The organism is Burkholderia sp. BCC0397, from assembly GCF_902832865.1.
Lineage (GTDB): Bacteria > Pseudomonadota > Gammaproteobacteria > Burkholderiales > Burkholderiaceae > Burkholderia.
The window spans coordinates 480,090-502,955 of sequence record NZ_CADFDL010000001.1; the positions used below are offsets into that span (position 1 = coordinate 480,090).

The 22,866-nt window shown below is 68.1% G+C and carries 19 protein-coding genes; 14 read left to right on the forward strand and 5 right to left on the reverse strand.

Annotated features, from left to right (window positions below):
* Window positions 1-6: 6 nt before the first annotated feature.
* Window positions 7-840, forward strand: coding sequence for a CerR family C-terminal domain-containing protein (locus tag HWX03_RS02260; protein ID WP_175870082.1), 834 nt, complete (start codon window positions 7-9; stop codon window positions 838-840).
* A 33-nt stretch (window positions 841-873) separates the two neighbouring features.
* Here the strand turns inward: HWX03_RS02260 and HWX03_RS02265 are convergent, their stop codons facing one another.
* Together HWX03_RS02265 and HWX03_RS02270 are read right to left on the reverse strand one after the other, a co-directional pair.
* Complete coding sequence (locus HWX03_RS02265; protein WP_175870083.1) at window positions 874-3,333, reverse strand: mechanosensitive ion channel domain-containing protein; 2,460 nt, start codon at window positions 3,331-3,333, stop codon at window positions 874-876.
* Window positions 3,334-3,676: 343 nt separating this feature from the next.
* On the reverse strand, window positions 3,677-4,636 hold the full coding sequence (locus tag HWX03_RS02270) for an LLM class oxidoreductase (protein WP_175870084.1): 960 nt from the start codon (window positions 4,634-4,636) through the stop codon (window positions 3,677-3,679).
* Window positions 4,637-5,830: 1,194 nt separating this feature from the next.
* On the opposite strand from HWX03_RS02270, the gene HWX03_RS02275 reads away from it, so the two are divergent.
* From HWX03_RS02275 to HWX03_RS02290, 4 genes are all read left to right on the forward strand, one after another.
* Entirely contained in the window at window positions 5,831-6,733 is a 903-nt protein-coding gene (locus HWX03_RS02275) for an NAD-dependent protein deacetylase (RefSeq protein WP_175870085.1), read from the forward strand.
* On the forward strand, window positions 6,730-7,371 hold the full coding sequence (locus HWX03_RS02280) for a DUF938 domain-containing protein (protein WP_174432002.1): 642 nt from the start codon (window positions 6,730-6,732) through the stop codon (window positions 7,369-7,371). The genes HWX03_RS02275 and HWX03_RS02280 overlap by 4 nt, the downstream gene beginning before the upstream one ends.
* A 97-nt stretch (window positions 7,372-7,468) precedes the next feature.
* The gene (gndA, locus tag HWX03_RS02285; protein ID WP_175870086.1) at window positions 7,469-8,881 is read left to right on the forward strand and encodes an NADP-dependent phosphogluconate dehydrogenase; all 1,413 of its coding nucleotides are present in this window, start codon (window positions 7,469-7,471) and stop codon (window positions 8,879-8,881) included.
* Window positions 8,882-9,081: 200 nt separating this feature from the next.
* The gene (locus HWX03_RS02290) at window positions 9,082-9,426 is read left to right on the forward strand and encodes a DUF4148 domain-containing protein (protein ID WP_034205207.1); all 345 of its coding nucleotides are present in this window, start codon (window positions 9,082-9,084) and stop codon (window positions 9,424-9,426) included.
* Window positions 9,427-9,537: 111 nt separating this feature from the next.
* On the opposite strand, the gene HWX03_RS02295 is transcribed toward HWX03_RS02290, so the two are convergent.
* Window positions 9,538-9,858, reverse strand: coding sequence for a hypothetical protein (locus HWX03_RS02295; protein WP_011694691.1), 321 nt, complete (start codon window positions 9,856-9,858; stop codon window positions 9,538-9,540).
* 423 nt (window positions 9,859-10,281) lie between these two features.
* On the opposite strand from HWX03_RS02295, the gene HWX03_RS02300 reads away from it, so the two are divergent.
* Complete coding sequence (locus tag HWX03_RS02300; RefSeq protein ID WP_175819191.1) at window positions 10,282-11,016, forward strand: M23 family metallopeptidase; 735 nt, start codon at window positions 10,282-10,284, stop codon at window positions 11,014-11,016.
* 65 nt (window positions 11,017-11,081) lie between these two features.
* Here the strand turns inward: HWX03_RS02300 and HWX03_RS02305 are convergent, their stop codons facing one another.
* Complete coding sequence (locus HWX03_RS02305; protein ID WP_174432005.1) at window positions 11,082-11,720, reverse strand: Pr6Pr family membrane protein; 639 nt, start codon at window positions 11,718-11,720, stop codon at window positions 11,082-11,084.
* Window positions 11,721-11,945: 225 nt separating this feature from the next.
* Here HWX03_RS02305 and HWX03_RS02310 point away from each other — a divergent pair, with 225 nt between their 5' ends.
* The 5 genes from HWX03_RS02310 (at window position 11,946) to HWX03_RS02330 (ending at window position 17,565) form a co-directional block, all read left to right on the forward strand.
* Complete coding sequence (locus HWX03_RS02310; protein WP_175870087.1) at window positions 11,946-12,482, forward strand: cytochrome b; 537 nt, start codon at window positions 11,946-11,948, stop codon at window positions 12,480-12,482.
* A gap of 154 nt (window positions 12,483-12,636) precedes the next feature.
* Window positions 12,637-13,005 carry a DUF2946 domain-containing protein gene (locus HWX03_RS02315; protein WP_175870088.1) on the forward strand — a complete coding sequence of 123 codons (369 nt, stop codon included), beginning with the start codon at window positions 12,637-12,639 and terminating at the stop codon, window positions 13,003-13,005.
* Window positions 13,006-13,088: 83 nt separating this feature from the next.
* A complete protein-coding gene (locus tag HWX03_RS02320; RefSeq protein WP_175870089.1) occupies window positions 13,089-15,212 on the forward strand; it encodes a TonB-dependent copper receptor in 2,124 nt (707 codons plus the stop codon).
* A 220-nt stretch (window positions 15,213-15,432) separates the two neighbouring features.
* Window positions 15,433-16,527, forward strand: a complete 1,095-nt coding sequence (locus tag HWX03_RS02325; RefSeq protein ID WP_175870090.1) for a triacylglycerol lipase — start codon at window positions 15,433-15,435, stop codon at window positions 16,525-16,527.
* 3 nt (window positions 16,528-16,530) lie between these two features.
* Window positions 16,531-17,565, forward strand: coding sequence for a lipase secretion chaperone (locus HWX03_RS02330; RefSeq protein ID WP_175870091.1), 1,035 nt, complete (start codon window positions 16,531-16,533; stop codon window positions 17,563-17,565).
* A gap of 30 nt (window positions 17,566-17,595) precedes the next feature.
* Here the strand turns inward: HWX03_RS02330 and HWX03_RS02335 are convergent, their stop codons facing one another.
* Window positions 17,596-19,119 carry a PLP-dependent aminotransferase family protein gene (locus tag HWX03_RS02335; protein WP_175870092.1) on the reverse strand — a complete coding sequence of 508 codons (1,524 nt, stop codon included), beginning with the start codon at window positions 19,117-19,119 and terminating at the stop codon, window positions 17,596-17,598.
* 108 nt (window positions 19,120-19,227) lie between these two features.
* On the opposite strand from HWX03_RS02335, the gene HWX03_RS02340 reads away from it, so the two are divergent.
* The 3 genes from HWX03_RS02340 (at window position 19,228) to HWX03_RS02350 (ending at window position 22,832) form a co-directional block, all read left to right on the forward strand.
* Complete coding sequence (locus HWX03_RS02340) at window positions 19,228-20,331, forward strand: ABC transporter ATP-binding protein (protein ID WP_175870093.1); 1,104 nt, start codon at window positions 19,228-19,230, stop codon at window positions 20,329-20,331.
* A gap of 77 nt (window positions 20,332-20,408) precedes the next feature.
* Window positions 20,409-21,455, forward strand: a complete 1,047-nt coding sequence (locus HWX03_RS02345; RefSeq protein ID WP_174434386.1) for an ABC transporter substrate-binding protein — start codon at window positions 20,409-20,411, stop codon at window positions 21,453-21,455.
* A gap of 102 nt (window positions 21,456-21,557) precedes the next feature.
* Window positions 21,558-22,832: an ABC transporter permease gene (locus HWX03_RS02350; protein WP_347879518.1), complete on the forward strand. Its 1,275-nt coding sequence runs from the start codon at window positions 21,558-21,560 to the stop codon at window positions 22,830-22,832.
* Window positions 22,833-22,866: the final 34 nt, after the last annotated feature.

The window sequence follows — 22,866 nt, forward strand, 5'->3', positions numbered from 1 at the left end:
GAAGGCATGAACGAAGCGAAGAAGCTGCGCCGCACGTCGGCGAGCGGCTACGCGCGTGGCGACGAAACGCGCCAGCGGATCATCGAGGCGGCGATCGAACTGTTCGGCGAACGCGGGTTCGCGGGTGCGTCGACGCGCGAGATCGCCGCGATGGCGGGCGTGAACGCGCCGGCGCTCCAGTACTACTTCGAGAACAAGGAAGGCGTGTACCGCGCGTGCGTCGAGACGATCGCCGAGCACGGCTGGCAGGTGTTCGCGCCGGCGGTCGGCCATGCGCGGGCGATGCTCGACGCCCATGCGAGCGTCGATGAGCTGATCGATGCGTTCATCGGGCTGCTGCGGGCGTTGTCGGACCGGATGTTCACCGCGCCGAAGACGATGAACCAGCGGATGTTCTTCGCGCGCGAGCAGGGCGGCCAGGAACCGGCGAGCGCGAGCGAAATCCTGATGAAGCGCATGCGCAAGCCGCTGAACGACGTGAGCGCCGAGCTGATCGGCCGCATCACGGGGCGGCCGATCGACGATCCCGTCACGCGGTTGCGCGCGCTGAGCCTGTTCGGGCAGATCACGGTGTTCCACATCGCGCAGCGTTCGGCGCTGCAGTTGCTCGAATGGGACGCGTTCGAGGGCGAGCGCGCGGCGCTGGTGACCGACACGATTGCCGACCAGACGCGCGTGCTGCTCGAGCAATGGCATGCGCAGCGCGAGGCGGGGGGCACCGGTGTGGAATCCGCCCCGAAGCGCGGGCAGGGTGCCGTGGCGAAACGCGCGGCGAAGCCGGGGGCGGCACCGCCCGCCGCGAAAAGCACGGCGCGCGTGAAGAAGCCTGCCGCGCGTTGAGCGCGGCTGCTCACCCGCCCCGGGCGATCACGATCAACCCGACTTGCGCTTCGCTGCGTCGGGCGACGGCGGCCGGGCTGCCGGTTCGGCGGCATTCCGCGTGTCGGGGCGAAGGTCGTTTTCATCGTTGCCGACAGGCCGCGAGCCGTCCGCATAGGCCACGAGGCTGCGCTGCGGATTGGCGATCCGGATTCCGCGTTCGCGGAACGTCTCCGCGATCCGCCGGTTGAATTCGCGCTGCACGCTCCAGCGTGCCGAGTCCGTGCACTGCATCTGTCCGGCCAGCGCGAGCGCCGCGCCGTCGACCTGGTCGATGCCCCAGTAGCTGAAGTCCGACAGGATGCCGTCGTGGTACTTCGGATCGTCGCGCAACGCGGCGCCGATTTCCTTCAGCGTCGCGATCGCGCGCTCGATGTCCTCGCCGTACGCGATGCTGACCTTGACCGCCGCGTTGCCGAGCCCGCGATTCGTGTTGTTGACGGTCGTCACCGAGCTGAACGGGATCGTGTACAGCGAGCCGTCGCCGGCGCGCAGCCGCACGGTGCGGATCGACAGGTATTCGACCGTACCCGACACGCCGGCGAGCGTGACCCAGTCGCCGACCTGCATCGCGTTTTCCATCAGCAGGAAGATCCCGGTGATGAAATCCTGCACCAGCTTCTGCGAGCCGAAACCGAGCGCGACGCCGAAGATGCTGGCGCCGGCCAGCAGCGGGCCGACGTTCACGCCGAGTTCGCTGAGGCCCGTCAGCACGACGACGAGCGCGATCATCACGAACAGCAGCGAGCGCAGCATCGGCAGCAGCGTGCGCAACCGCGCGGCGCGCACCAGGTTGCCTTCGCGCGTCCAGCGTTGCAGCCGGCGCTCGATCGCGATGTTGGCCGCTTCCCACACGACGAGCGCGACGATCGCCGCGATCGCGATCGTCACCAGCGCGGACGCGAGCCGGTGGCCGATCGTGCCCGTCTCGAACGCGCGGAAGATCGGCACGCCCCAGATCTGCAGCAGCAGCACGACGGTCACGATGCCGATCGCGCCCGACACGATCTGGCGCAGCAGCGGGTAGTAGCGATATGCGTGCAGATGAACGAGCGTGCGGTCGTCCTCGCGGCGCTGGAACAGCCGCGCGAGCGCGCCGAACACGACGATCGACACCATCCGCATCGCGATCATCACGGCGATCGAGCGGCCGCCGAGCGTGATCAGCACGCGGTAGCCGTTGTGGACGTCGAGCGCCCACACGAACCACAGGGCCATCACGATGAAGACCGAGACAGGCGCCCACGCGTCCGCGAGCGCGTTGCCGACGACCGTGAAGGTCGGACGATCCGCGCCGGCGGCACGGATCCGTGCCGCGACCGGCCGGCGGCACTGCAGGATCAGCACCGAGATCATCACGTGCCCGACGAGCGCGACGGCCTTCAGCAGCGCGACATGGCCGGCTTCGGTCAGGCCGAAGTTCGCGGCGATCTCGACGGCCGCCGTGCACGCGCCGACCACGATCACGATCCGTGCGATCGAGCGTTGCGCGAACTCGGCCCATGCGTCGCTGATATGCAGCAGCCGCAACTGCCGCGCGTCGGGCTGGAAGAACAGCCGGCTGACGATCGTGACGAGCCGGCCAATCACGTAGGTGTCGATCAATGCTTCGAGTGCGGATTCGATCGGTGTGTCTGCTTCAACGAGCAACGACATCGTCAGGCTCGCGACGCCGACGAACACGAGCAGCGGCACCGCGCGCAGCGCGAGACTGACGAGCGCGCGCGGCATCCGGTGCAGCAGCGTGGTATGCCGCCGTGCGTGGCCTTGGCTTGGCGAGGACGAGGGCGCGGTGTCGGCGGCTGCGGTGTCGGGCGGGGTGGAAGTATCGGGCGGCGGCGCGGGGGCCTCGTCCGATGCGGCGGAATCGGGCGTGGTGCCGCGCGACGTGTCGGCGCGGCGCGCGGCCACGGCAGCCAGCGCGCGTCGCAGCAGCCGCTTCGCGAGCCATTCGACGACGAGCGCGGGCAGGAGCACCGCAAGGAGGATCCCGAGCGTGTGAGTCAGATCCGCACGCTGGTCGGCGCGTACGAGCTTGTCGTGCCACCAGCTTCCCACCGAACCGATATCGAGCAGCGAGCGCAGCGATTCCTGCAGCGCGTTGCCGATCTGGGCAGACCAGCGCGATCCCTGGCGGACGAGCATCGATGCGAGCCCGTTCGACGTGAGCGCGGCCGGCGCCGCGGCAGCCGATGCGCCGCTCGCCGCCGCCGCCTCGCTTGCCGGCACCGCAGGCGCGCTCAACGCGCCGACGGCCGCGATCGCGCGCAGCGTCGTTTCGACCTGCGCGCGGTCGCGCGGGTTTTCCAGCACATTCAGTGCCTGCCGCGCCTCTTGTGGCGTCAGGGCGGGCGCGGCGCCGGAGGCAGCCGACGCGGCGGCCGGAGCGGGAGCGGCCGCGTGGGCGGCCGAGACGACGGCGGCGAGCAGCCAGCCGAGGAGGATATGTCGCATGGAGTGGGCATGCGGGCGCGTCTCGTCACGCGGCCCGCGAGGCTGAATGATGGACGGAAGTTAACATGATCGCGCTCGGAACCGAATAGTTCCGTCGCCGACGATTTGAATCGGGCATGAGCGACGCGGCGCGGGCGTGAGCGGCGCATGCGCGCAAGCCGTGTGCCGGATGCAGGCTGTCGGCCATCCGATATCGGCCGGAACGTCCTGTTTGCCGGGTCGTAAGGCGTCTGTAACGCGCGTTTGCCGGTGCCGGTCAGCGATGCGCCGCTGCGCGAGCGTTCGTCCGGCCGCGATCAACGCTTGCACCGCATCATATGGATGGATTGGGATTCCTGATGAATCACGCTTGCTCGTCGTGAAATACCGGCAGGACATGCTCGGCGATTTCTTCGATGACGTCGCGCACGGGCCGGTCCGATCCAGGGTTCAGCGTGACATGGTGCGTCCCTGCCGCGCGCATGTCGTGCAGGATGTCGACCAACGCGCGGCGCCCGGTTGCATAACCGAGCGGCAGCGCGGTGGCGGGCGTATCGGGATGCGCGGCGAGATCGAGCCGCATCGATACGCCGAACGCGCGAAATGCCGGCGACGCGAGCCGATCGACCGCCGCGCGCCACATCGAATAGCGGGCGCGCTGCGTATCCGGATCGCGGTGATACGTCATCCAGCCGATCGAATGCCGGGCGATCCAGTCGACGCTCTGTCCGCCCGAGCCGACCGCCAGCATCGGCACCGCGTCGCCGTCGCGCGGCAGCAGCGTGAATTCGGGCGCATCGGGCGGTGCTTCATCCGGCAACACGCGCGACGGCACGCCGAGCGCGGCCGCGACGACGTCCCAGTGCGCGCGATAGCGGTCGCGCCGCGTTTCCGCGTCGACGCCGAACGCCGCATATTCGGGCGGCCGGTCGCCGGAGCCGAGCCCGAGGATGAAGCGCCCGCCCGACAGCGTCGCGACCGACAGCGCGCCTTTCGCGATATGCAGCGGATGACGCAGCGGCAGCACGATCGCGCCGCTGGCGAGCGCGATCCGGCGGGTGCGCGACGCCAGTGCGCCGAGCAGTACCCACGGGTCGAGGTGGCCGACCGGGTCGGGATAGTCGGCGCTGTTCAACGGCACGTCGCGAATCCACAGCGCGCGAAAGCCGAGCGAATCGGCCAGCGCCGCGAGTTCGAGCTGTTCGTCGAAGTCCGCGACGATGCGGCCGCTGCGAAGCAGCGGAAGCGTGAGGCCGATCGACAGCCGCCCGGCCGAAAAGACAGGATGCGCGACGCCGGGGCGGGCGGGAGCGGGTGGGGTCATGGCGAATCCTTGGAGGCGAGGCAGCGGGAACGCGTGGCGCTACGTGTCCGAATGCTAGCGTGTTTGCGCGATGCACGAGCGGGACGGCCAAGCGTCGCGCAACACGAGCCTCGGGCGTGACGCCACGCGTTGCGACGCGCGGTTGTCGCGACCGGGGCTGTGGACCCGCGTGTGGGCGTCGATATCCAGCCAGTGCTTCGTGTCGGGCATGCGGCGAGTGCGGGTTCCGGCCGGGCGGTGGCGAGTCGCGGGAAAGGGCAAGGCCGGGCGCACGCGTCCGATTGCGGCGCGACGCCGACTGTGGGCAGATTGTAAGGCGGCTGACCGCCCCGCCCGGCGGCGACGCGACAATGCCGGCGATGCGTTTCAGTTTCGAAACGTTCGCGCTTTCTGACGGGGCGCGATGCCTGCCCGCGGCCCGGCCTAGGCCCGCGAGGCCTTGCGGCATGAAGCATGGTGCGCTCCTTGCATGGTTGTATGGGCCGTGAGTGCGATCGCGGGGTGCAGTCGGCCCGGCAATCGCTTCAGTGGGTCGGACGTATCGAAGACGGGGACAAGAGAATGAAAAAAGACCGAAACGCAACGTGTCGTGTTGCAAACATGAATCGCCGACCTGCCTGGGTATTCGCTTCGCCGTTGATTGCGGCGACGTGAGCGGGCGGCTTTCCGTTCCATCCGAGCAATCGGGTTCGTTCCGAACGACGACGTGCATGCGTGACGCACGCGTCCGACCGGTGCCGGTCGGCCGTCGGGGATGAGCCACGAACGCAGGCGGATGGCCCCGGCCCGGATCCCGGAATCGTCATGCCATGGCGCAACGCACGTCGTCGCGCGGCGAATGCGTTGGCGCGCCGCGCGTTGCGCGGGCGTAACGAGCGCACCGAACAGGATCGGGTCGGAAAAGCCGGTGGCGCGCCGATGTGCACGGCAGGGCGGAACACGCAAAGTCCCGGGGAACGTCCGTCGATCGCGGCATGACGGACGTCGCAATATTGTGCTGTCAGTTGATCCACTACCCCGATGGATCAATTGTTTAAGCGCCCGTCGCCGAGCGGCGATGGGCGTCTTTTTGCGTGCGCCGGCTTGCCGCGGCGGCGGCCCGTCCGATCGCACGGCGTTCTGTATCATGTGCTGGCGTGCCTGGCCGCCCGTGCGGGCGCACGGCCTGCCGGCGCGACCGATCACGTTGCCAACATGAACGACACAGCCTTGCCCGATCCCTCCATCGCCGACGTCGATCCGGCCGCGCTCGATGCGCTGCAGACGTTCGTCGAGCGTCATCCGCGCCTGCTCGTGCTGACCGGCGCGGGCATCAGCACCGATTCCGGCATTCCCGGCTACCGCGACCGCAACGGCCAATGGATGCGCTCGCCGCCGATCCAGCTTCACGAATTCCTCGGCTCCGATGCCGCGCGGCGCCGCTACTGGGCGCGCAGCATGATCGGCTGGCCGGTCGTCGGCCGCGCGCGGCCGAACGGCTCGCATGTCGCGCTGGCGCGGCTCGGCGGCGCGGGCCGGATCGAGCGCCTCGTCACGCAGAACGTCGACGGCCTGCATCAGCGCGCGGGCAGCGACGACGTGATCGAGCTGCACGGCGGCATCAACGGCGTGACCTGCCTCGAATGCGGCGCGCATCACACGCGGGCCGCGATCCAGACCGTGCTCGAAGCCGACAATCCCGAGCTGCTGGGCGCGCAGGCCGAGCCGGCCGCGGACGGCGACGCGCATCTCGAATGGGCCGCGCTCGATACGTTCCGCATCCCGCCGTGCCCCGCGTGCGGCGGCCTGCTGAAGCCGGCGGTGGTGTTCTTCGGCGAGAACGTGCCGCGCGAGCGCGTGGCGCTGGCGTCGCAGGCGCTCGACGCGGCCGATGCGCTGCTCGTCGTCGGCTCGTCGCTGATGGTGTATTCCGGCTACCGCTTCTGCGTGTGGGCGCAGGCGCAGCACAAGCCGGTTGCCGCACTCAATCTCGGCCATACGCGCGCCGATCCGATGCTGACGCTGAAGGTCGAGGCGCGCTGCGCCCCCGCGCTCGACGCACTCACGGCGCGGCTAGGGCTCGGCAGCAACAGCAACACGACGGAGCATGCATCGTGACCGACTCCGCTTCTTCGCCCGATCCGTCCGCGCGGCTGTCGGCGCCGGCGGCCGAACGCAATCGCGGGCCGATCCTCGACGTGCTGCGCCGCGTGCTGCCGGCGAACGGCAGCGTGCTCGAAATCGCGAGCGGCACCGGGCAGCACGTCGTGCACTTCGCGCAGGCGTTGCCGGGCCTGCACTGGCAGCCGAGCGATCCCGATGCGCAGGCGCGGCGTTCGATCGCCGCGTGGGTCGCGCATGCGGGCCTCGCGAACGTCGCCGGGCCGCTGGCGTTCGACGTGCGTGACACGCCGTGGCCGGTCGCGGCGCTCGACGCGATCGTCTGCATCAACATGATCCACATCTCGCCGTGGGCCTGCACCGATGCGCTGTTCGCGGGCGCGTCGCGCGTGCTGCGGCCGGGCGGCGTGCTGTTCCTGTACGGTCCGTACCGTCGCGAAGGCCGGCATACGGCGCCGTCGAACGACGCCTTCGACCGGCAGTTGCGCAGCCGCGACCCGTCGTGGGGCGTGCGCGATCTCGAGACCGTGGTCGCACTCGGGCTCGATCGCGGGCTCGACTGCATCGAGGTCGTCGAGATGCCGGCGAACAACCTGAGCGTCGTGTTCCGGCGCCTGCCGCACGCGGAGCAATGACACGCAAGCGCGCAGCGCCGCCGGGTTTCCACTATCCTTTCGCCTGTGCGCGCGGCCCGGTTCGGGTCGCGCCCCGTTTTTTCCGGAGAATTGACTAATGGGCAAACAAGCAATCGGTGTGATCGGGCTCGCGGTGATGGGCCGCAATCTCGCACTCAATATCGAGAGCCGCGGTTACGCGGTGTCGGTGTACAACCGCAGCCGCGAGAAAACCGACGAACTGATCGCCGAATTCCCCGGCCGCAATCTGGTGCCGGCCTATACGCTCGAGGAATTCGTCGCGTCGCTCGAAACGCCGCGCCGGATCCTGATGATGGTGAAGGCCGGGGAAGCGACCGATGCGACGATCGCATCGCTCAAGCCGCTGCTCGAGAAGGGCGACGTGCTGATCGACGGCGGCAATACGCACTTCACCGACACGATCCGCCGCAACCAGGAACTCGCGCAGTCGGGCCTGCATTTCATCGGCACCGGCGTGTCGGGCGGCGAAGAGGGCGCGCTGCGCGGCCCGTCGATCATGCCCGGCGGCCAGCGCGACGCGTACGACCTCGTCGAGCCGATCCTCAAGCAGATCGCCGCGAAGGCGCCGTCGGACGGCGAGCCGTGCGTCGCGTACATGGGCCCGGACGGTGCGGGCCACTACGTGAAGATGGTCCACAACGGCATCGAATACGGCGACATGCAGCTGATCGCCGAAAGCTACTCGGTGCTGAAGAACGTCGCGGGCCTGACCAACGACGAACTCGGCGCGGTGTACACCGAATGGAACCAGGGCGAGCTCGACAGCTACCTGATCGAGATCACGTCGAAGATCTTCGGCAAGAAGGATGAAGAGACCGGCAAGCACCTCGTCGACGTGATCCTCGATCGCGCCGCGCAGAAGGGCACCGGCAAGTGGACGAGCCAGAACGCGCTGGATCTCGGCGTGCCGCTGCCGCTCATCACCGAGTCGGTGTTCGCGCGCGTGCTGTCGTCGCTGAAGACCGAGCGCGTCGCGGCCAGCAAGATCCTGTCGGGCCCGGCCGCCGCGCCGTTCGACGGCGATCGCGCCGCGTTCGTCGAAGCGGTGCGCCGCGCGCTGTACCTGAGCAAGGTGATCTCGTACGCGCAGGGCTTCGCGCAACTGCGCACGGCGTCGGAAGAGTACGGCTGGAACCTCGATCTCGGGACGATCGCGAAGATCTTCCGCGCGGGCTGCATCATCCGCGCGCGCTTCCTGCAGAAGATCACCGACGCGTATGCGAAGGATCCGGCGCTCGCGAACCTGCTGCTCGACCCGTACTTCAAGGACATCGCCGCGAACTACCAGGCGTCGCTGCGCGACGTCGTGGTGGCCGCGGTGAAGGCCGGCGTGCCGGTCCCGGCGTTCGCATCGGCGGTCGCGTACTTCGACAGCTACCGTTCCGAGCGCCTGCCGGCGAACCTCGTGCAGGCGCAGCGCGACTTCTTCGGCGCGCATACGTTCGAGCGCACCGACAAGCCGGGCAGCTTCCACGCGAACTGGTCGTAACCGGCTGGCGGCGGCAGCATTGTTGCGAAAATCTATTCTTTGAATAGGGTTTTTCACTCCCGGATGCCGACATTGTTGGCTCCGGGGAAACAGTGTTTTCGTTCTTTCATGGTTTTCCCTAGGTGCCGTCGGGACTAAACTCTGTTCCATCGCTGCAGACATGGTGTGTGCGGCGGAGCAAAAAAATCCCGGAGGTAATCATGAAATCGCTGATCGCAACGTTCGCTGCTGCTGCTGTCCTCGCCGTCCCCGCCGTCTCGTTCGCCCAACAGAACGCGCCCGTCACCCGTGCACAGGTGAAGGCCGAGCTGGTCCAGCTGCAACAGGCCGGCTACAAGCTGGGCAGCGACCGGACCAACTACCCGGAAGGCATCCAGGCTGCTGAAGCGCGTGTGAACCCGCAACAGAACGTCGCCGCTGCCGACACGACCGGCTACGGCGCACAACCGGCCGCTGGTCAAGAATCGGGCGCCCCGGCTGCTGCGAAGACCGGCTGGCAAGTCAAGCGCATCTCGGACGGTGCACCGGTCTACAAGGGTCGTTAATGGTACGGCCGCGCTGGCGACCTGATCCGACCCCCTGTAGTACAACAGCCCGTCGTACCGCATAGCGGAACGACGGGCTGTTTTCATTGGCGGCGCGCCATGCGCCGGCGTTCAGTGCAGCGGGCGTCTGCCGCGTCCGATATCCCGGAACAGCGCTTCGGCCGGTTCCAGCACCTGCAGCCACGTTTCGTCGTAACCGCTCAGCGTATCGAGCGCGTCGCGCAGCCGTTCGATCGCGAGGACCGGCAGCTCGACGCTGTGGCGCGTGGCGCCGGTCAGGTGCGTGACGCTCGCCAGCTGGACGAGCGCATCGGCCGCTTCGGCGACGTCGGTCGCGAACAACAGGTGCCGGTTGAGCAATTCGACCAGACCGCTGGAACCGGCGAAATCGTCGGCGTCGAGCTGCACGGAAAGAAACGTCGCGTTATTCATTGTCATGCTCCTCGTTGTCGTTGGATCGCGTTGCGCATCACCGAGTATAGGCGGCGATCGAAGCGGACAATATGACGGCGCCGATACGGCTGGCGGGGGCGGCTGCCCCCGCAAAACCCCCCAAGCGCCCGCCGGGCGGCCCGCCTGGCACGGCTCACGGCCCACTGGCATACCCGAGCGATGCCGCAAGATTGTTTCCGGATCGGCCAACTGTCGGGGCCTCGACCGCGACAAATGGTATCTTTGCCGGTCGGGACGACGCGAAAAAGGGGCCGGTGAGCTCATTCACGCCGACGTTCCGATGTGGAAACTGACGGCCGCGATAGCGGTCGGATACTGATTGATCCGGCCGTTCGGCCGGACATCGTGCGTCGCGCGCCGGGGGGCGGTGGGCGGCGCAACGACGCAAATCCGGGAGGACCCTTGAGAGAAACTATTCCCATCCACGATGCGCTCACGCGCTGGCTGCCGCAGGCGGCGCTCGTCGCCGCGGCCATCGCGCTGACGGGCTGCACGATGACGCCGTGGACCGACAGCTGGCAACCCACGCGCCAATCGGCGCCCATGTCGGCGGCGACGCCGGGCGTGATTGCCGGTTATTACCGCGTGAACCCGGGCGATACGCTGGCGGGCATCGCGAATGCCTACGGGCAGCGCGTGCAGGACGTGGCCAGCTGGAACCACATGGCGCCCACCGACGCCGTGTCGCCGGGCCAGGTGCTGCGGGTCGCGCCGCCGTCGGCTGCGACCTCGTACGGGCAGCCGCCCGCGGGGGCCGCCCAGCCGGGCTCGCTCGCATGGCCGGCCACGGGCGTCGTCGCAGCGCCGTTCTCGGCCGGCAAGACGCGCGGCGTCGTGATCGCCGCCTCCGGGCCCGACCATTCGGTGCGGGCCGCGGCGAACGGGCGCGTGGTGTACGCCGGCTCCGGCGTCAAGGCGTACGGTCCGCTCGTGATCCTCAAGCACGACAACGGGCTCATCACGGCCTACGGGCACAACGGCAAGCTGCTCGTCAACGAAGGCGACGCGGTGCGCCAGGGCCAGTCGATCGCCGAAATGGGCACCGACGCGAGCGGTCGTTCGACATTCGAGTTCGAAGTCCGCCAGAACGGCAAGGTCGTCGATCCGATGAACTTCCTGCCGCGCAACGGCGGCTGATCGTCGGCATCGCCACGTGTGCGCCGGGCGGCGCACACGTTCCCGCCTGCTTCACTTTCCCGCCTTCATCCTTCCTTCAGCGTCGCGCTGCCAGACTGTCTCGCATGATTGCCGAGCCAGCAAATGCCCAGTGCGAGCGCCGCCGCGCCGAGCGCGATCAGCGAACACTGGATCGCGACGGGCAGGTAGCCGTGCGGCCGCGGATCGACGAACGGGTAGGGATACCAGTTCTCCACCGCGCCGCGCACGAGCGTATAGCCGAGATAGACGACCGGAAAGCCGAGCCACGCGACCGCACTGCGGCGCGGAATCGGCGAGCGCGGTTCGACATACAGCCAGTCGCACAGCATCACGAGCGGCACGATCCGGTGCAGTACCCAGTTGTTGAACGCCGGCGTGACGTGGCGCAGCGCATCGAGCCGCGCGAGCAGCAGCTCGTAGACGATCGCGGTGATCAGCACGTACAGCACCGCCGCGCCGCGCATCGATTCGTAGCGGGCCGAGCCGGGGCGCGCGATGCGCCATAGCCCCGCGGCGAGTATCGCGGCCGCGTAGAGGCTGCTCAGTTGCGTGAAGTAGCTGAGGTAGTTGCCGAGATGAAAGGTCGGCAGGCGCCAGTAGTCGGCGACGCTGTGCAGCGTGGTGGATACCGCGAGCAACGCGGCGATCAGCCGGTAGGCCGCAACGAAGAACGCTTTGCTCATGATGCCCGCACACTGTCGCACCAAAGCTTCATCGTGCCACAGCCGCCCACGCGCGCGATGCGGATTTTCCATAGGGCGGCCTTGCGCGGCGCGCGTTGACGATACGTCGGATATTTGACCGCGTCGTGCAAAACCGGACGCCCGTGCGGCTACAATCGTCACTGCGTTGCCGGGCACAGGCCGGTTGCAGCTGGCGCCCTCCCCGAAAACAACACGAGACGAAGCATGAGAAACATCCTCGCGAAACAGACGCGCTACAGCTCGCCCGCGATCTTCTTCCACTGGGCCATCTTCCTGCTGGTCGCGCTGGCCTACCTCGCCATCGAGATCCGCGGACCGAAAGGCAGCGACAGCCGTGCGTTCTGGATGAACGTGCACCTGATGGCCGGTACGTTCGTCCTCGTGCTGTCGGTGCTGCGCGTGCTGTGGCGAGTCGTCAGCCGCGTGCCGGAAGCCATTCCGCAGGCGACGCTGCTGCGCTGGCTGTCGAAGTTCGCGCATGTCGCGCTCTATGTATTCATCATCGCGCAGCCGCTGCTCGGCATCATGATGGTCAACATGGGCGGCAAGCCGGTGTCGCTCGACTGGCTCGGCGTGTCGTTCACGCTGTTCGGCCCCGACAAGGCGCTGCGGCCGACGATCAAGGAAGCGCACGAGCTGATCGGCAACGCGTTCTACTTCGTGATCGGCCTGCATGCGCTGGCCGCGCTCTACCATCATTTCATCCGGCGCGACGGCGTGCTGCGGCGCATGGCGCCGTGATCGCCGCGCTTCCGGAGCGTGCAGCAGGCGGGGCGCATGGTTGTGTTGACAACCATGCGCCCCCGGTTCGTTTACCGTCGCCCGCACTGGTCATCGCGTTGAACATTCTGTAACATCTCGGCTGTTTTTACATTCCGTTTACGCGTTGCCGTACATGCTGCACCGACATCGTCACCTGACTGCCTGGCTTGGCCTGCTCGCGATCTGGATCGCGATCGCGGCGCCGCTGGTGTCGCAGTGGCGTATCGCGCAGGCGGCCACGCCCGAGGCGATCGTCTGCAGTACAGAACATGGTGCGCATCGTTCGTCCGATGCGGGCGGCATGCACGATCATGCGCTGCATCTCGATGCGTGCGGCTACTGCGGCTTCTTCGCGCATAGCCCGGCGATCGGCGCGCCTGCCGCCGCGTCGGTCGGCTTCAATCCCGTCGTTTCCGTTTCCGCCGCCGCGTCGCCTGCCGTCGCGGTGCGCAGCGACCGCTATCCGCGCGCCTATCCGCGTGCACCGCCCGAGCGCGCCTGACGCGTTTCCCGCCGTTCCTACTTCCGCCGATATCCGTGCGGCCCGTCGAGGCCGCGTGGAGGGCGTCACTCGGGCTTTCGATCATGACCAATTTCCAGTTGCGTGCGTCACGCAATGCCTGTGCGCGGCCGCTGCCGCGCATGTTGAAACTTACCGTTCCCGCGCTGGCCGTCGGCGCGCTGGCCGCGAGCGCTGCCGCAGCCGAAACCACGCATGCGGCCGGCGCGACGGCGAACGACGCGGCCGTGCTCCTGCCGCCCGTCGAAGTCGTCGCGTCGCCGCTGTCGACGCCGCTCGTCGTCGTCACGGATCCGAAGGCGCCGCGCCAGCCGCTGCCCGCCAGCGACGGCGCCGATTACCTGAAGACGATTCCCGGCTTCACGTCGATCCGCAGCGGCGGCACGAACGGCGACCCCGTGCTGCGCGGGATGTTCGGGTCGCGGCTGAACATCCTGGCGAACGGGATGCCGACGCTCGGCGCGTGCCCGAACCGGATGGATGCGCCGACGTCGTACATCGCGCCGGAAAGCTATGACAAGGTCACCGTCGTGAAGGGGCCGCAGACCGTGCTGTACGGTCCGGGCGCGTCGGCCGGCACGGTGCTGTTCGAGCGCGTGACGCCGCGTTTCGAGCGCCCCGGCATGCGCTTCGACGGCAGTCTCGTCGGCGGGTCGTTCGGCCGCAACGACCAGAACGTCGACCTGACCGCCGGCACGCCCGACGTCTATGGCCGCGTGACCGCGAACCACGCGCATTCGCAGGACTACCAGGATGGCAACGGCAACACGGTGCCGTCGCAGTGGGACAAGTGGAATGCCGATGCGGCGCTCGGCTGGACGCCCGACGACCATACGCGCGTCGAGCTGACCGCCGGCACCGGCGACGGCTATGCGCGCTACGCGGGCCGCGGGATGGACGGCGCGCATTTCCGCCGCGAGACGTTCGGCCTGTCGTTCGACAAGCGGCATCTCGGCGACGTGCTCGACCGGATCGAGGCGCGCGTGTACTACAACGAAGCCGATCACGTGATGGACAACTATTCGTTGCGGCAGCCCGACCCGACGAGCAGCATGCCGATGCGGATGGCCGCGGACGTGCGGCGCCGCACGGTCGGCGCGCGTGCGGCCGCGACGTTGCGCTTCGGCGACGACTTCAAGCTCGTCACGGGTGTCGACGCGCAATCGAACCGGCTCGATTCGCGTTCGTCGATGGGGCAGCAGAACTACCGCGACCAGCCGTGGGATGCGCAGGCGACGATGTGGAACGCGGGCGTGTTCGGCGAGCTGACGTGGTATGCGAGCGACGTATCGCGCGTGATCGGCGGCGCGCGAATCGACTATGCGAGCGCACGCGACAAGCGCGCGATGAAGCGCGGCATGATGATGAGCAAGCCGAACCCGACTTTCGACGACGATCGGACGAAGGTGCTGCCGAGCGGCTTCGTACGCTACGAGCGCGATCTCGCGTCGCTGCCCGTCACGTGGTATGCGGGGATCGGCCACGCGGAGCGTTATCCCGACTACTGGGAACTGTTCTCTGCGACGCGCGGGCCGGCCGGTTCGGTCAATGCGTTCTCGGCGGTGCAGCCGGAGAAGACCACCCAGCTCGACATCGGCGCGCAATACAAGAGCGACCGGTTCGATGCATGGGTGTCGGCGTACGCGGGCTACGTACAGGACTTCATCCTGTTCAACTATGCGGCCGGCATGATGGGCCCGACCACGCAGGCCACCAACGTCAACGCGCAGATCATGGGCGGCGAAGCCGGCGTGTCGTGGCGGCCGGTCGCGCCGCTGCGCGTCGAGACGTCGCTCGCGTATGCGTGGGGGCGTAACGTGGCGAGCGGCGATCCGCTGCCGCAGATGCCGCCGCTCGAGGCGCGCATCGGGCTCGAATATACGCGCGGCGCATGGTCGGCGGGCGGCCTGTGGCGCATCGTTGCGCCGCAGCATCGCTATGCGCTGAACGAGGGCAACGTGGTCGGCAAGGACTTCGGCCCGAGCGCCGGATTCGGCGTGCTGTCGCTGCATACGCAGTACAACGTCAGCAAGACCGTGCAGATCTCGGTCGGCGTCGACAACGTCCTGAACAAGGCCTACACCGAGCATCTGAACCTCGCCGGCAACGCGGGCTTCGGCTATCCGGCGAACGCGCCGGTGATGGAGCCGGGGCGTACCGCGTGGGTACGCGTGAGCGCGAAACTGTAGCGCGCAACGCGCGTGTGCGTCGCAGCATGCGCATGCCTGGACGCCGCACCGCCCGAACGGGCGGTGCGCGTCAACCGATTAGAGAACCGTATCTAGTCGGGGCGCAAACGTTCACGAGTCGTGCTTCACTCCCGCATTCGACACACGCGGCGCGCGCAATGCGGCGTGCGTGTCGATCCGGTGTCATTCGCACCGGCAGCACAATAACCAGGAGACATGCATGGCCAGATCGATGCGTTCCAGGGTAATGGCAGGGGCAGTGGCATGCGCGATGAGCGTCGCGCCGTTCGCGGGGACGGCCGCGCTGACGACGCTCGCGACGACGCACACGGCGATGGCGGCAACCGCGCCCGCCGACAACTATGCGACGACGCGCTATCCGATCATTCTCGTGCACGGGCTGACCGGCACCGACAAGTATGCGGGCGTACTCGAGTACTGGTACGGCATCCAGGAAGACCTGCAGCAGCACGGCGCGACCGTCTACGTCGCGAACCTGTCGGGCTTCCAGAGCGACGACGGCCCGAACGGGCGCGGCGAACAACTGCTGGCTTACGTGAAGACGGTGCTCGCCGCGACCGGCGCGACCAAGGTCAATCTCGTCGGCCACAGCCAGGGCGGGCTGACGTCGCGCTATGTCGCGGCCGTCGCGCCCGATCTCGTCGCGTCGGTGACGACGATCGGCACGCCGCATCGCGGCTCCGAGTTCGCCGACTTCGTGCAGGGCGTGCTCGCGTATGATCCGACCGGGTTGTCGTCGACGGTGATCGCCGCGTTCGTCAATGTGTTCGGGATCCTGACGAGCAGCAGCCACAACACGAACCAGGACGCCCTCGCGTCGCTGAAGACGCTGACGACCGCGCAGGCCGCCACCTACAACCAGAACTATCCGAGCGCGGGCCTCGGCGCGCCCGGAAGTTGCCAGACCGGCGCGCCGACGGAAACCGTCGGCGGCAACACGCACCTGCTGTATTCGTGGGCCGGCACGGCGATCCAGCCGACGCTTTCCGTGCTCGGCGTGACGGGCGCGACGGACACGAGCACCATTCCGCTCGTCGATCCGGCGAACGCGCTCGACCTGTCGACGCTCGCGCTGTACGGCACGGGCACGGTGATGATCAACCGCGGCTCGGGCCAGAACGACGGGCTCGTGTCGAAGTGCAGCGCGCTGTACGGCAAGGTGCTGAGCACGAGCTACAAGTGGAACCATATCGACGAGATCAACCAATTGCTCGGCGTGCGCGGCGCGTATGCGGAAGATCCGGTCGCGGTGATCCGCACGCATGCGAACCGGTTGAAACTCGCGGGCGCGTGATCGATGGCGGCACGTGAAGGGCGCGCGCCGCTGGCGCGGCGCGCTGCGATCTATGGTGTCGTGGGGCTGGCGGCGATTGCCGGCGTCGCGATGTGGGGCGGGGCGGGATCGCATCGCGGCGCGGGCGCCGCGGGGGATGCGCCGGAGGCGGCCGCGGTGGGCGGCGTGGCGGCCGCCGCGCCGCAGCCCGCCGTGCCGGCGAGTGCGGGCCTGCCGCCGTCGTTGGCCGGTTCCAGCGCGCCGCGGTTGCCGCTCGATGCGGGCGGTCATCTCGCGAAGTTGCGCGCGGTGCGCGATTTCTTCGACTATTGCCTGACCGCGCAGAGCGACCTGAGCGCGGCCGCGCTCGATGCATTCGTCGTACGCGAGATCGCCGCGCAGCTCGACGGCACGGTCGCGCAGGCCGAGGCGCTCGACGTGTGGCATCGGTATCGCGCGTATCTCGACGCACTCGCGACGTTGCGCGATGCCGGTGCGGTCGACAAGTCCGACCTGGGCGCGTTGCAGCTCGCGCTGGATCAGCGCGCGTCGATCGCGTACCGCACGCTCGGCGACTGGAGCCAGCCGTTCTTCGGCGCGGAGCAGTGGCGGCAGCGCTATGACCTGGCACGGCTGAAGATCGTTCAGGATCGCTCACTGACGGATGCGCAGAAGGCCGAGCGGCTCGCGGCGCTCGAGCAGCAGATGCCGGCCGACGAACGCGCGGCGCAGCAGCGGGTGGACCGGCAGCGCGCCGCGATCGACCAGATCGCGCAATTGCAGAAGAGCGGCGCGACGCCCGATGCGATGCGCGCGCAACTGACGCAGACGCTCGGCGCCGAGGCGGCGGCACGCGTTGCGCAGATGCAGCAGGACGACGCGTCGTGGCAGGGCCGTTACGCGGATTATGCGGCGCAGCGTGCACAGATCGAATCGGCCGGCCTGTCGCCGCAGGATCGCGACGCGCAGATCGCCGCGCTGCGGCAGCGTGTGTTCACGAAGCCCGGCGAAGCCGTGCGCGCGGCGTCGCTCGATCGTGGCGCGGGAAGCGCGCATTGACGAACCGGGCGCCGCCGTGTGCGGCGGGCTTCATGCCGCGCGCGTGATGTCCCGCGGCAGATGGTGCTCGATGGTATTGGCGAGCGTGTCGAACGCGGGGCGGATGCCTTCGTGCGCGACGCAGGCATAGCCGAGCAGCAGGCCCTGCCGTGCGGTGTCGAGGTGGCTGTAGTAGCTGGTGAGCGGGCGCACGATCACGCCGGCGTCGAATGCGCTCTGCGTGACCGCGCGATCGTCGCACGCATCGGGCAGGCCGAGCACCAGATGCAGGCCGGCCTCGTCGCCCATCACCGGCAGCGCGTCGCCGAAGCGCGCGCGGATCGCGTCGATCATCAGTTGCCGGCGCTCGCCGTACAGCGTGCGCATTCGTCTGACGTGCGAAGTGAGGTGGCCGTCCATGATGAATTCGGCGAGCACGGCCTGCTGCATCAGCTGGCCTTCCCGATACAGCTCGGACAATCCGGTGCGGAAGGTATCGACCAGATGCTCGGGCACGACCATGTAGCCCATCCGCAACCCCGGGAACAGCATCTTGCCGAGACTGCCGACGTAGATCACGCGGCCGCCGTCGTCGAGCCCCTGCAGCGACGCGAGCGGGCGGCTGCCGTAGCGGAATTCGCTGTCGTAGTCGTCCTCGATGATCCAGCAGCGGTGCTGGCGCGCATATTCGAGCAGCATGCGGCGCCGCGCGAGACTCATCACCATCCCGAGCGGGTACTGATGCGACGGCGTGACGAGCGCGAGCCGCGGCGGATGCTGCATGTCGCTCGCGCGCGGGTCGAGCCCTTCCTGGTCGACCGGCACCGGCGCGAGCGTGAGGCCGGCCGCCTGCAGGACGCTGCGCACGCCCCAGTAGCACGGCTCCTCGACCCACGCGCGATCGCCGATGTCGGACAGCAGCCGCACCGCGAGATCGATCGACTGATGAATGCCGGTCGTGATGATCACCTGGTCCGGCGAGCATTTGACCGAGCGCGCGACGCGCAGGTAATCGGCGAGCGCGCGCCGCAGCGGCCGGTAGCCTCCGCCCGGCGCATAGGTCAGCAGCTCCGGGTTGGCCTCCTTCCACAGCCGCGCCTGCAGGCGGCTCCACGTGCGGCTCGGGAATTCCGACACGTCCGGCACGCCCGGCATGAACGCTCCCCACTGGCGCCGCGAGACGCCCGCATGCTCGATCAGCTGCCGGCCCCGCATCGACAGGCCGCCCTGCGCGTCGGGCGGCGGCGGTTCGTCGGCGGCTGACGGCGGCGGCGCGGCGCCCGGCACGCGGATCGCGGCGGCGTCCGGCCGCGTGTCGGCCACGTAGGTGCCGCTGCCGGTCGTCGTCAGCACGTAGCCTTCGGCCGTCAGCTGGTCGTACACGTGCAGCACCGTATTGCGCGCGATCGACAGGTCGCCGGCGAGCGTGCGCGAACTCGGCAGCTTTGTTCCTGGCCCCAATTCCCCGGTCAGGATGGCCTGCTGCATCAGTTGCAGCAGTTGCCGGTACATCGGTTCGGGCGAGCTGCGGTCGATGCGGGCGGAGAGCCAGTCGGCGACGATCACGGTATCCAAAGTGGTCCTACTAGTAATATTGAAATGGTTCCCTATTGTAGAACCGTGCGCACCGTATAGTGGCTCGCATCTCAAAAAGCGATTGTCGCGGAGCAAGGGGACAGCACGATGAAGTCCGATGATGTGATCGTCAGCTTTCGCGGCGTGCGGAAGACCTACGACGGCGAGACGCTCGTCGTCAAATCGCTCGACCTCGATATCCACCGAGGGGAATTCCTGACGCTGCTCGGGCCGTCCGGCTCGGGCAAGACCACCTGCCTGATGATGCTGGCCGGCTTCGAATTCCCGACCGGCGGCGAGATCCGCCTCGACGGCGAGCTGCTGAACACCGTGCCGCCGCACAAGCGCAACATCGGCATGGTGTTCCAGAACTACGCACTGTTTCCACACCTGACGGTCGAGCAGAACGTCGCGTATCCGCTGACGGTGCGCAAGCTGTCGGCCGCCGAGCGCGCGGAGCGCGTCGCGCACGCGCTGAAGATGGTGCAGATGGAGCGCTTCGCGAAACGCTATCCGGCGCAGCTGTCGGGCGGCCAGCAGCAGCGCATCGCGCTGGCGCGCGCGCTCGTGTTCGAGCCGAAGCTGGTGCTGATGGACGAGCCGCTCGGCGCGCTCGACAAGCAGCTGCGCGAACACATGCAGTACGAACTGAAGGCGCTGCACGAAAAGCTCGGCGTGACCTTCGTGTACGTGACGCACGACCAGGGCGAGGCGCTGACGATGTCCGATCGTGTCGCCGTGTTCGACAAGGGCATCGTGCAGCAGCTCGACACCGTCGACCGCCTGTACGAATCGCCATGCAACGAATTCGTCGCGAACTTCATCGGCGACAGCAACCGGCTGCGCGGCACCATCGCGCGCGTCGACGGCGAATTCTGCGAATTCCGGCTCGACGACGGCACGAAGCTCGTCGGCCGCCATATCGGCGAAGCCGCCGAGGGCGCATCGGCCGTCGCGTGCATCCGCCCCGAGCGCATGAGCCTCGCGGCGCACGGCGCGAACGGTACGCATGGCGCCGCCGCCAATTGCGTGAGCGGCGAGGCGCGCAGCCTCATCTATTTCGGCGATCACGTGCGCATGCGCTGTGCGCTGCCGGGTCAGGACGAATGCTTCGTGAAGGTGCCGCTCGGCACCGGCGCGCTCGACGCGTTCTCGCCCGGCGCGCCGGTCTCGCTTGCGTTCTCGCCCGAACACCTGCGCGTGTTCGCGTGAGCATGGTTTACCCGGTTTTCCGTAGCACGTCGTCAACAACAAAGCCCACTTCCACCACGAGAGGAGAGGAAACCATCATGAAACGAGCAAGCTTTACGGCGCGCCGCACGGCGCTCGCGCTGGCATTGGTCGCGTTCGGTGCATCGGCATCGGCTGCGGAACTCACGGTCGTCAATTTCGGCGGCGCGAACGGCGACGCGCAGAAGGCCGCGTTCAACCAGCCGTTCGAGAAGGCGACCGGCAACAAGGTCACGGCCGTCGAATACAACGGCGAGCAGGCGAAGGTGAAGGCGATGGTCGAGGCGAAGCACGTCAACTGGGACGTGGTCGAAGTCGAATCCGGCGACCTGAACCGCGGCTGCGACGAAGGGCTGTACGAGAAGCTCGACTGGTCGAAGATCGCGAAGAAATCCGACCTGATTCCGGAATCGCCGCAGGTGTGCGGCGTCGGTTTCTTCGTGTGGTCGACCGCGCTGTCGTACAACGCGGACAAGCTGAAGTCGGCGCCGACCGGCTGGGCCGATTTCTGGAACGTGAAGAAATTCCCCGGCAAGCGCGGGATGCGCAAGGGCGCGCGCTACAACCTCGAATTCGCGCTGATGGCCGACGGCGTCGCGACGAAGGACGTCTACAAGGTGCTCGGCACGAAGGCCGGCCAGGATCGCGCGTTCAAGAAGCTCGACGAGCTGAAGCCGTACATCCAGTGGTGGGAAGCGGGCGCGCAGCCGCCGCAGTTCCTGGTGGCCGGCGACGTCGTGATGTCGACCGCGTACAACGGCCGCATCGACGCCGCGCAGAAGGAAGGCAAGAACCTGAAGGTCGTGTGGAACGGCAGCATCTACGACCTCGACTACTGGGCGATTCCGAAGGGCTCGCCGAACAAGGCGCTGGCCGAGCAGTACATCGCGTACACGTTGACGTCGAAGCCGCAGCAGGCGTATGCGCAGCACATCGCGTACGGCCCGGCCAACGTTGCCGCGATCAAGTCGCTCGATGCGAAGACGCTCGCGAACCTGCCGAACTCGCCGGCCAATGGCAAGAACGCGATACTGGAGGACATCGGCTTCTGGACCGACCACAGCGACGAGCTCGAACAGCGCTTCGCCGCGTGGGCAACGAAGTAACCAGTCAGGCATCCTCACGGGTGCCGTGATGCAACCGGCCGCGCGACGCGTCGATCGTGTCGCGCGGCATTCCGCCGGAACGTGCCCGGCCGGAGAGAGCCGTTGAATACAATGACGATCGCGCCTTCCTCGCAGTCGACTGCCGCGCTGAAACGCGAGCTGAAGGCCGCCGAGGCCCGCAAGCGCACGATGGCGCTGCTGCTGGTCGCGCCGCTCGCGATTTTCCTGCTGCTGATTTTCGTCGTGCCGATCGGCACGCTGCTCACGCGCGCGGTGCAGAACCCGGAGATCGCGATCGCGTTGCCGAACACGGTCGCCGCGTTGTCGGGCTGGGACCGCAAGACGCCGCCGGCGGACGCCGCGTATGTCGCGCTCGCGGCCGACATGACGAAGGTCGCCGACAGCGAGGCGATGGGCGCGCTCGCGCGGCGCCTGAACACCGAGATTCCCGGCTATCGCTCGCTCGTCGCGAAGACGGCGCGCGCGATGCCGCTGAAGGGCGACGGTAACGCGGGCGACGCGCCGCTGACGCCCGCGCAGACCCGCGCGAAATTCGTCGACCTCGACTCGCGCTGGGGCGACGTTGCGTACTGGCAGGCGATCGCGAAGAACGGCAGCCAGGTGTCGCCGTTCTACCTGCTCGCGGCGCTCGATCACAAGCAGGACGGCTTCGGCCACATCGTGCAGGCCGATCCCGACCAGTCGATCTACCTCGCGATCTTCGGGCGCACGCTCGTGATCGGCGTCGCCGTCACGCTGTTCGCGCTGCTGCTCGGCTATCCGCTCGCGTACTGGATCTCGACGCTGTCGGAACGGCGCGCGAACCTCGTGATGATCCTCGTGCTGATTCCGTTCTGGACCTCGGTGCTCGTGCGCGTCGCCGCGTGGATCGTGCTGCTGCAGAGCGAAGGGCTCATCAACACGGCGCTGATCGGCAGCGGGCTGATCTCCCATCCGCTGACACTGCTGTTCAACCGCGTCGGCGTGTACATCTCGATGACGCACATCCTGCTGCCGTTCATGATCCTGCCGCTCTACAGCGTGATGAAGTCGATTCCGCCGACCTACCAGCGCGCGGCCGTGTCGCTCGGCAGCCATCCGTTCGCCGCGTTCTGGCGCGTGTACGTGCCGCAGACCTATCCGGGCGTCGGCGCGGGCGCGCTGCTCGTGTTCATCCTCGCGATCGGCTACTACATCACGCCCGCGCTGCTCGGCGGGCCGAACGACCAGATGGTCAGCTACTACGTCGCGTACTTCACGAACGTGACGATCAACTGGGGCATGGCGTGTGCGCTCGGCGGGCTGCTGCTCGCGGCCACGCTCGTGCTGTACGCGGTGTACGGGCGCTTCACGCGCTCGAACGTGAGCCTCGGCTGAGCGCCGGGCACAGGGAAACGGGAAGGGGATGCCG

Bases quoted from the DNA above. Each gene is read 5' to 3' on its own strand.
- HWX03_RS02260 (WP_175870082.1), top strand. From the start codon at position 7: ATGAACGAAGCGAAGAAGCTGCGCCGCACGTCGGCGAGCGGCTACGCG.
- HWX03_RS02265 (WP_175870083.1), bottom strand. From the start codon at position 3,333: ATGCGACATATCCTCCTCGGCTGGCTGCTCGCCGCCGTCGTCTCGGCC.
- HWX03_RS02270 (WP_175870084.1), bottom strand. From the start codon at position 4,636: ATGACCCCACCCGCTCCCGCCCGCCCCGGCGTCGCGCATCCTGTCTTT.
- HWX03_RS02275 (WP_175870085.1), top strand. From the start codon at position 5,831: ATGAACGACACAGCCTTGCCCGATCCCTCCATCGCCGACGTCGATCCG.
- gndA (WP_175870086.1), top strand. From the start codon at position 7,469: ATGGGCAAACAAGCAATCGGTGTGATCGGGCTCGCGGTGATGGGCCGC.
- HWX03_RS02290 (WP_034205207.1), top strand. From the start codon at position 9,082: ATGAAATCGCTGATCGCAACGTTCGCTGCTGCTGCTGTCCTCGCCGTC.
- HWX03_RS02295 (WP_011694691.1), bottom strand. From the start codon at position 9,858: ATGAATAACGCGACGTTTCTTTCCGTGCAGCTCGACGCCGACGATTTC.
- HWX03_RS02305 (WP_174432005.1), bottom strand. From the start codon at position 11,720: ATGAGCAAAGCGTTCTTCGTTGCGGCCTACCGGCTGATCGCCGCGTTG.
- HWX03_RS02310 (WP_175870087.1), top strand. From the start codon at position 11,946: ATGAGAAACATCCTCGCGAAACAGACGCGCTACAGCTCGCCCGCGATC.
- HWX03_RS02315 (WP_175870088.1), top strand. From the start codon at position 12,637: ATGCTGCACCGACATCGTCACCTGACTGCCTGGCTTGGCCTGCTCGCG.
- HWX03_RS02320 (WP_175870089.1), top strand. From the start codon at position 13,089: ATGACCAATTTCCAGTTGCGTGCGTCACGCAATGCCTGTGCGCGGCCG.
- HWX03_RS02325 (WP_175870090.1), top strand. From the start codon at position 15,433: ATGGCCAGATCGATGCGTTCCAGGGTAATGGCAGGGGCAGTGGCATGC.
- HWX03_RS02330 (WP_175870091.1), top strand. From the start codon at position 16,531: ATGGCGGCACGTGAAGGGCGCGCGCCGCTGGCGCGGCGCGCTGCGATC.
- HWX03_RS02340 (WP_175870093.1), top strand. From the start codon at position 19,228: ATGAAGTCCGATGATGTGATCGTCAGCTTTCGCGGCGTGCGGAAGACC.
- HWX03_RS02345 (WP_174434386.1), top strand. From the start codon at position 20,409: ATGAAACGAGCAAGCTTTACGGCGCGCCGCACGGCGCTCGCGCTGGCA.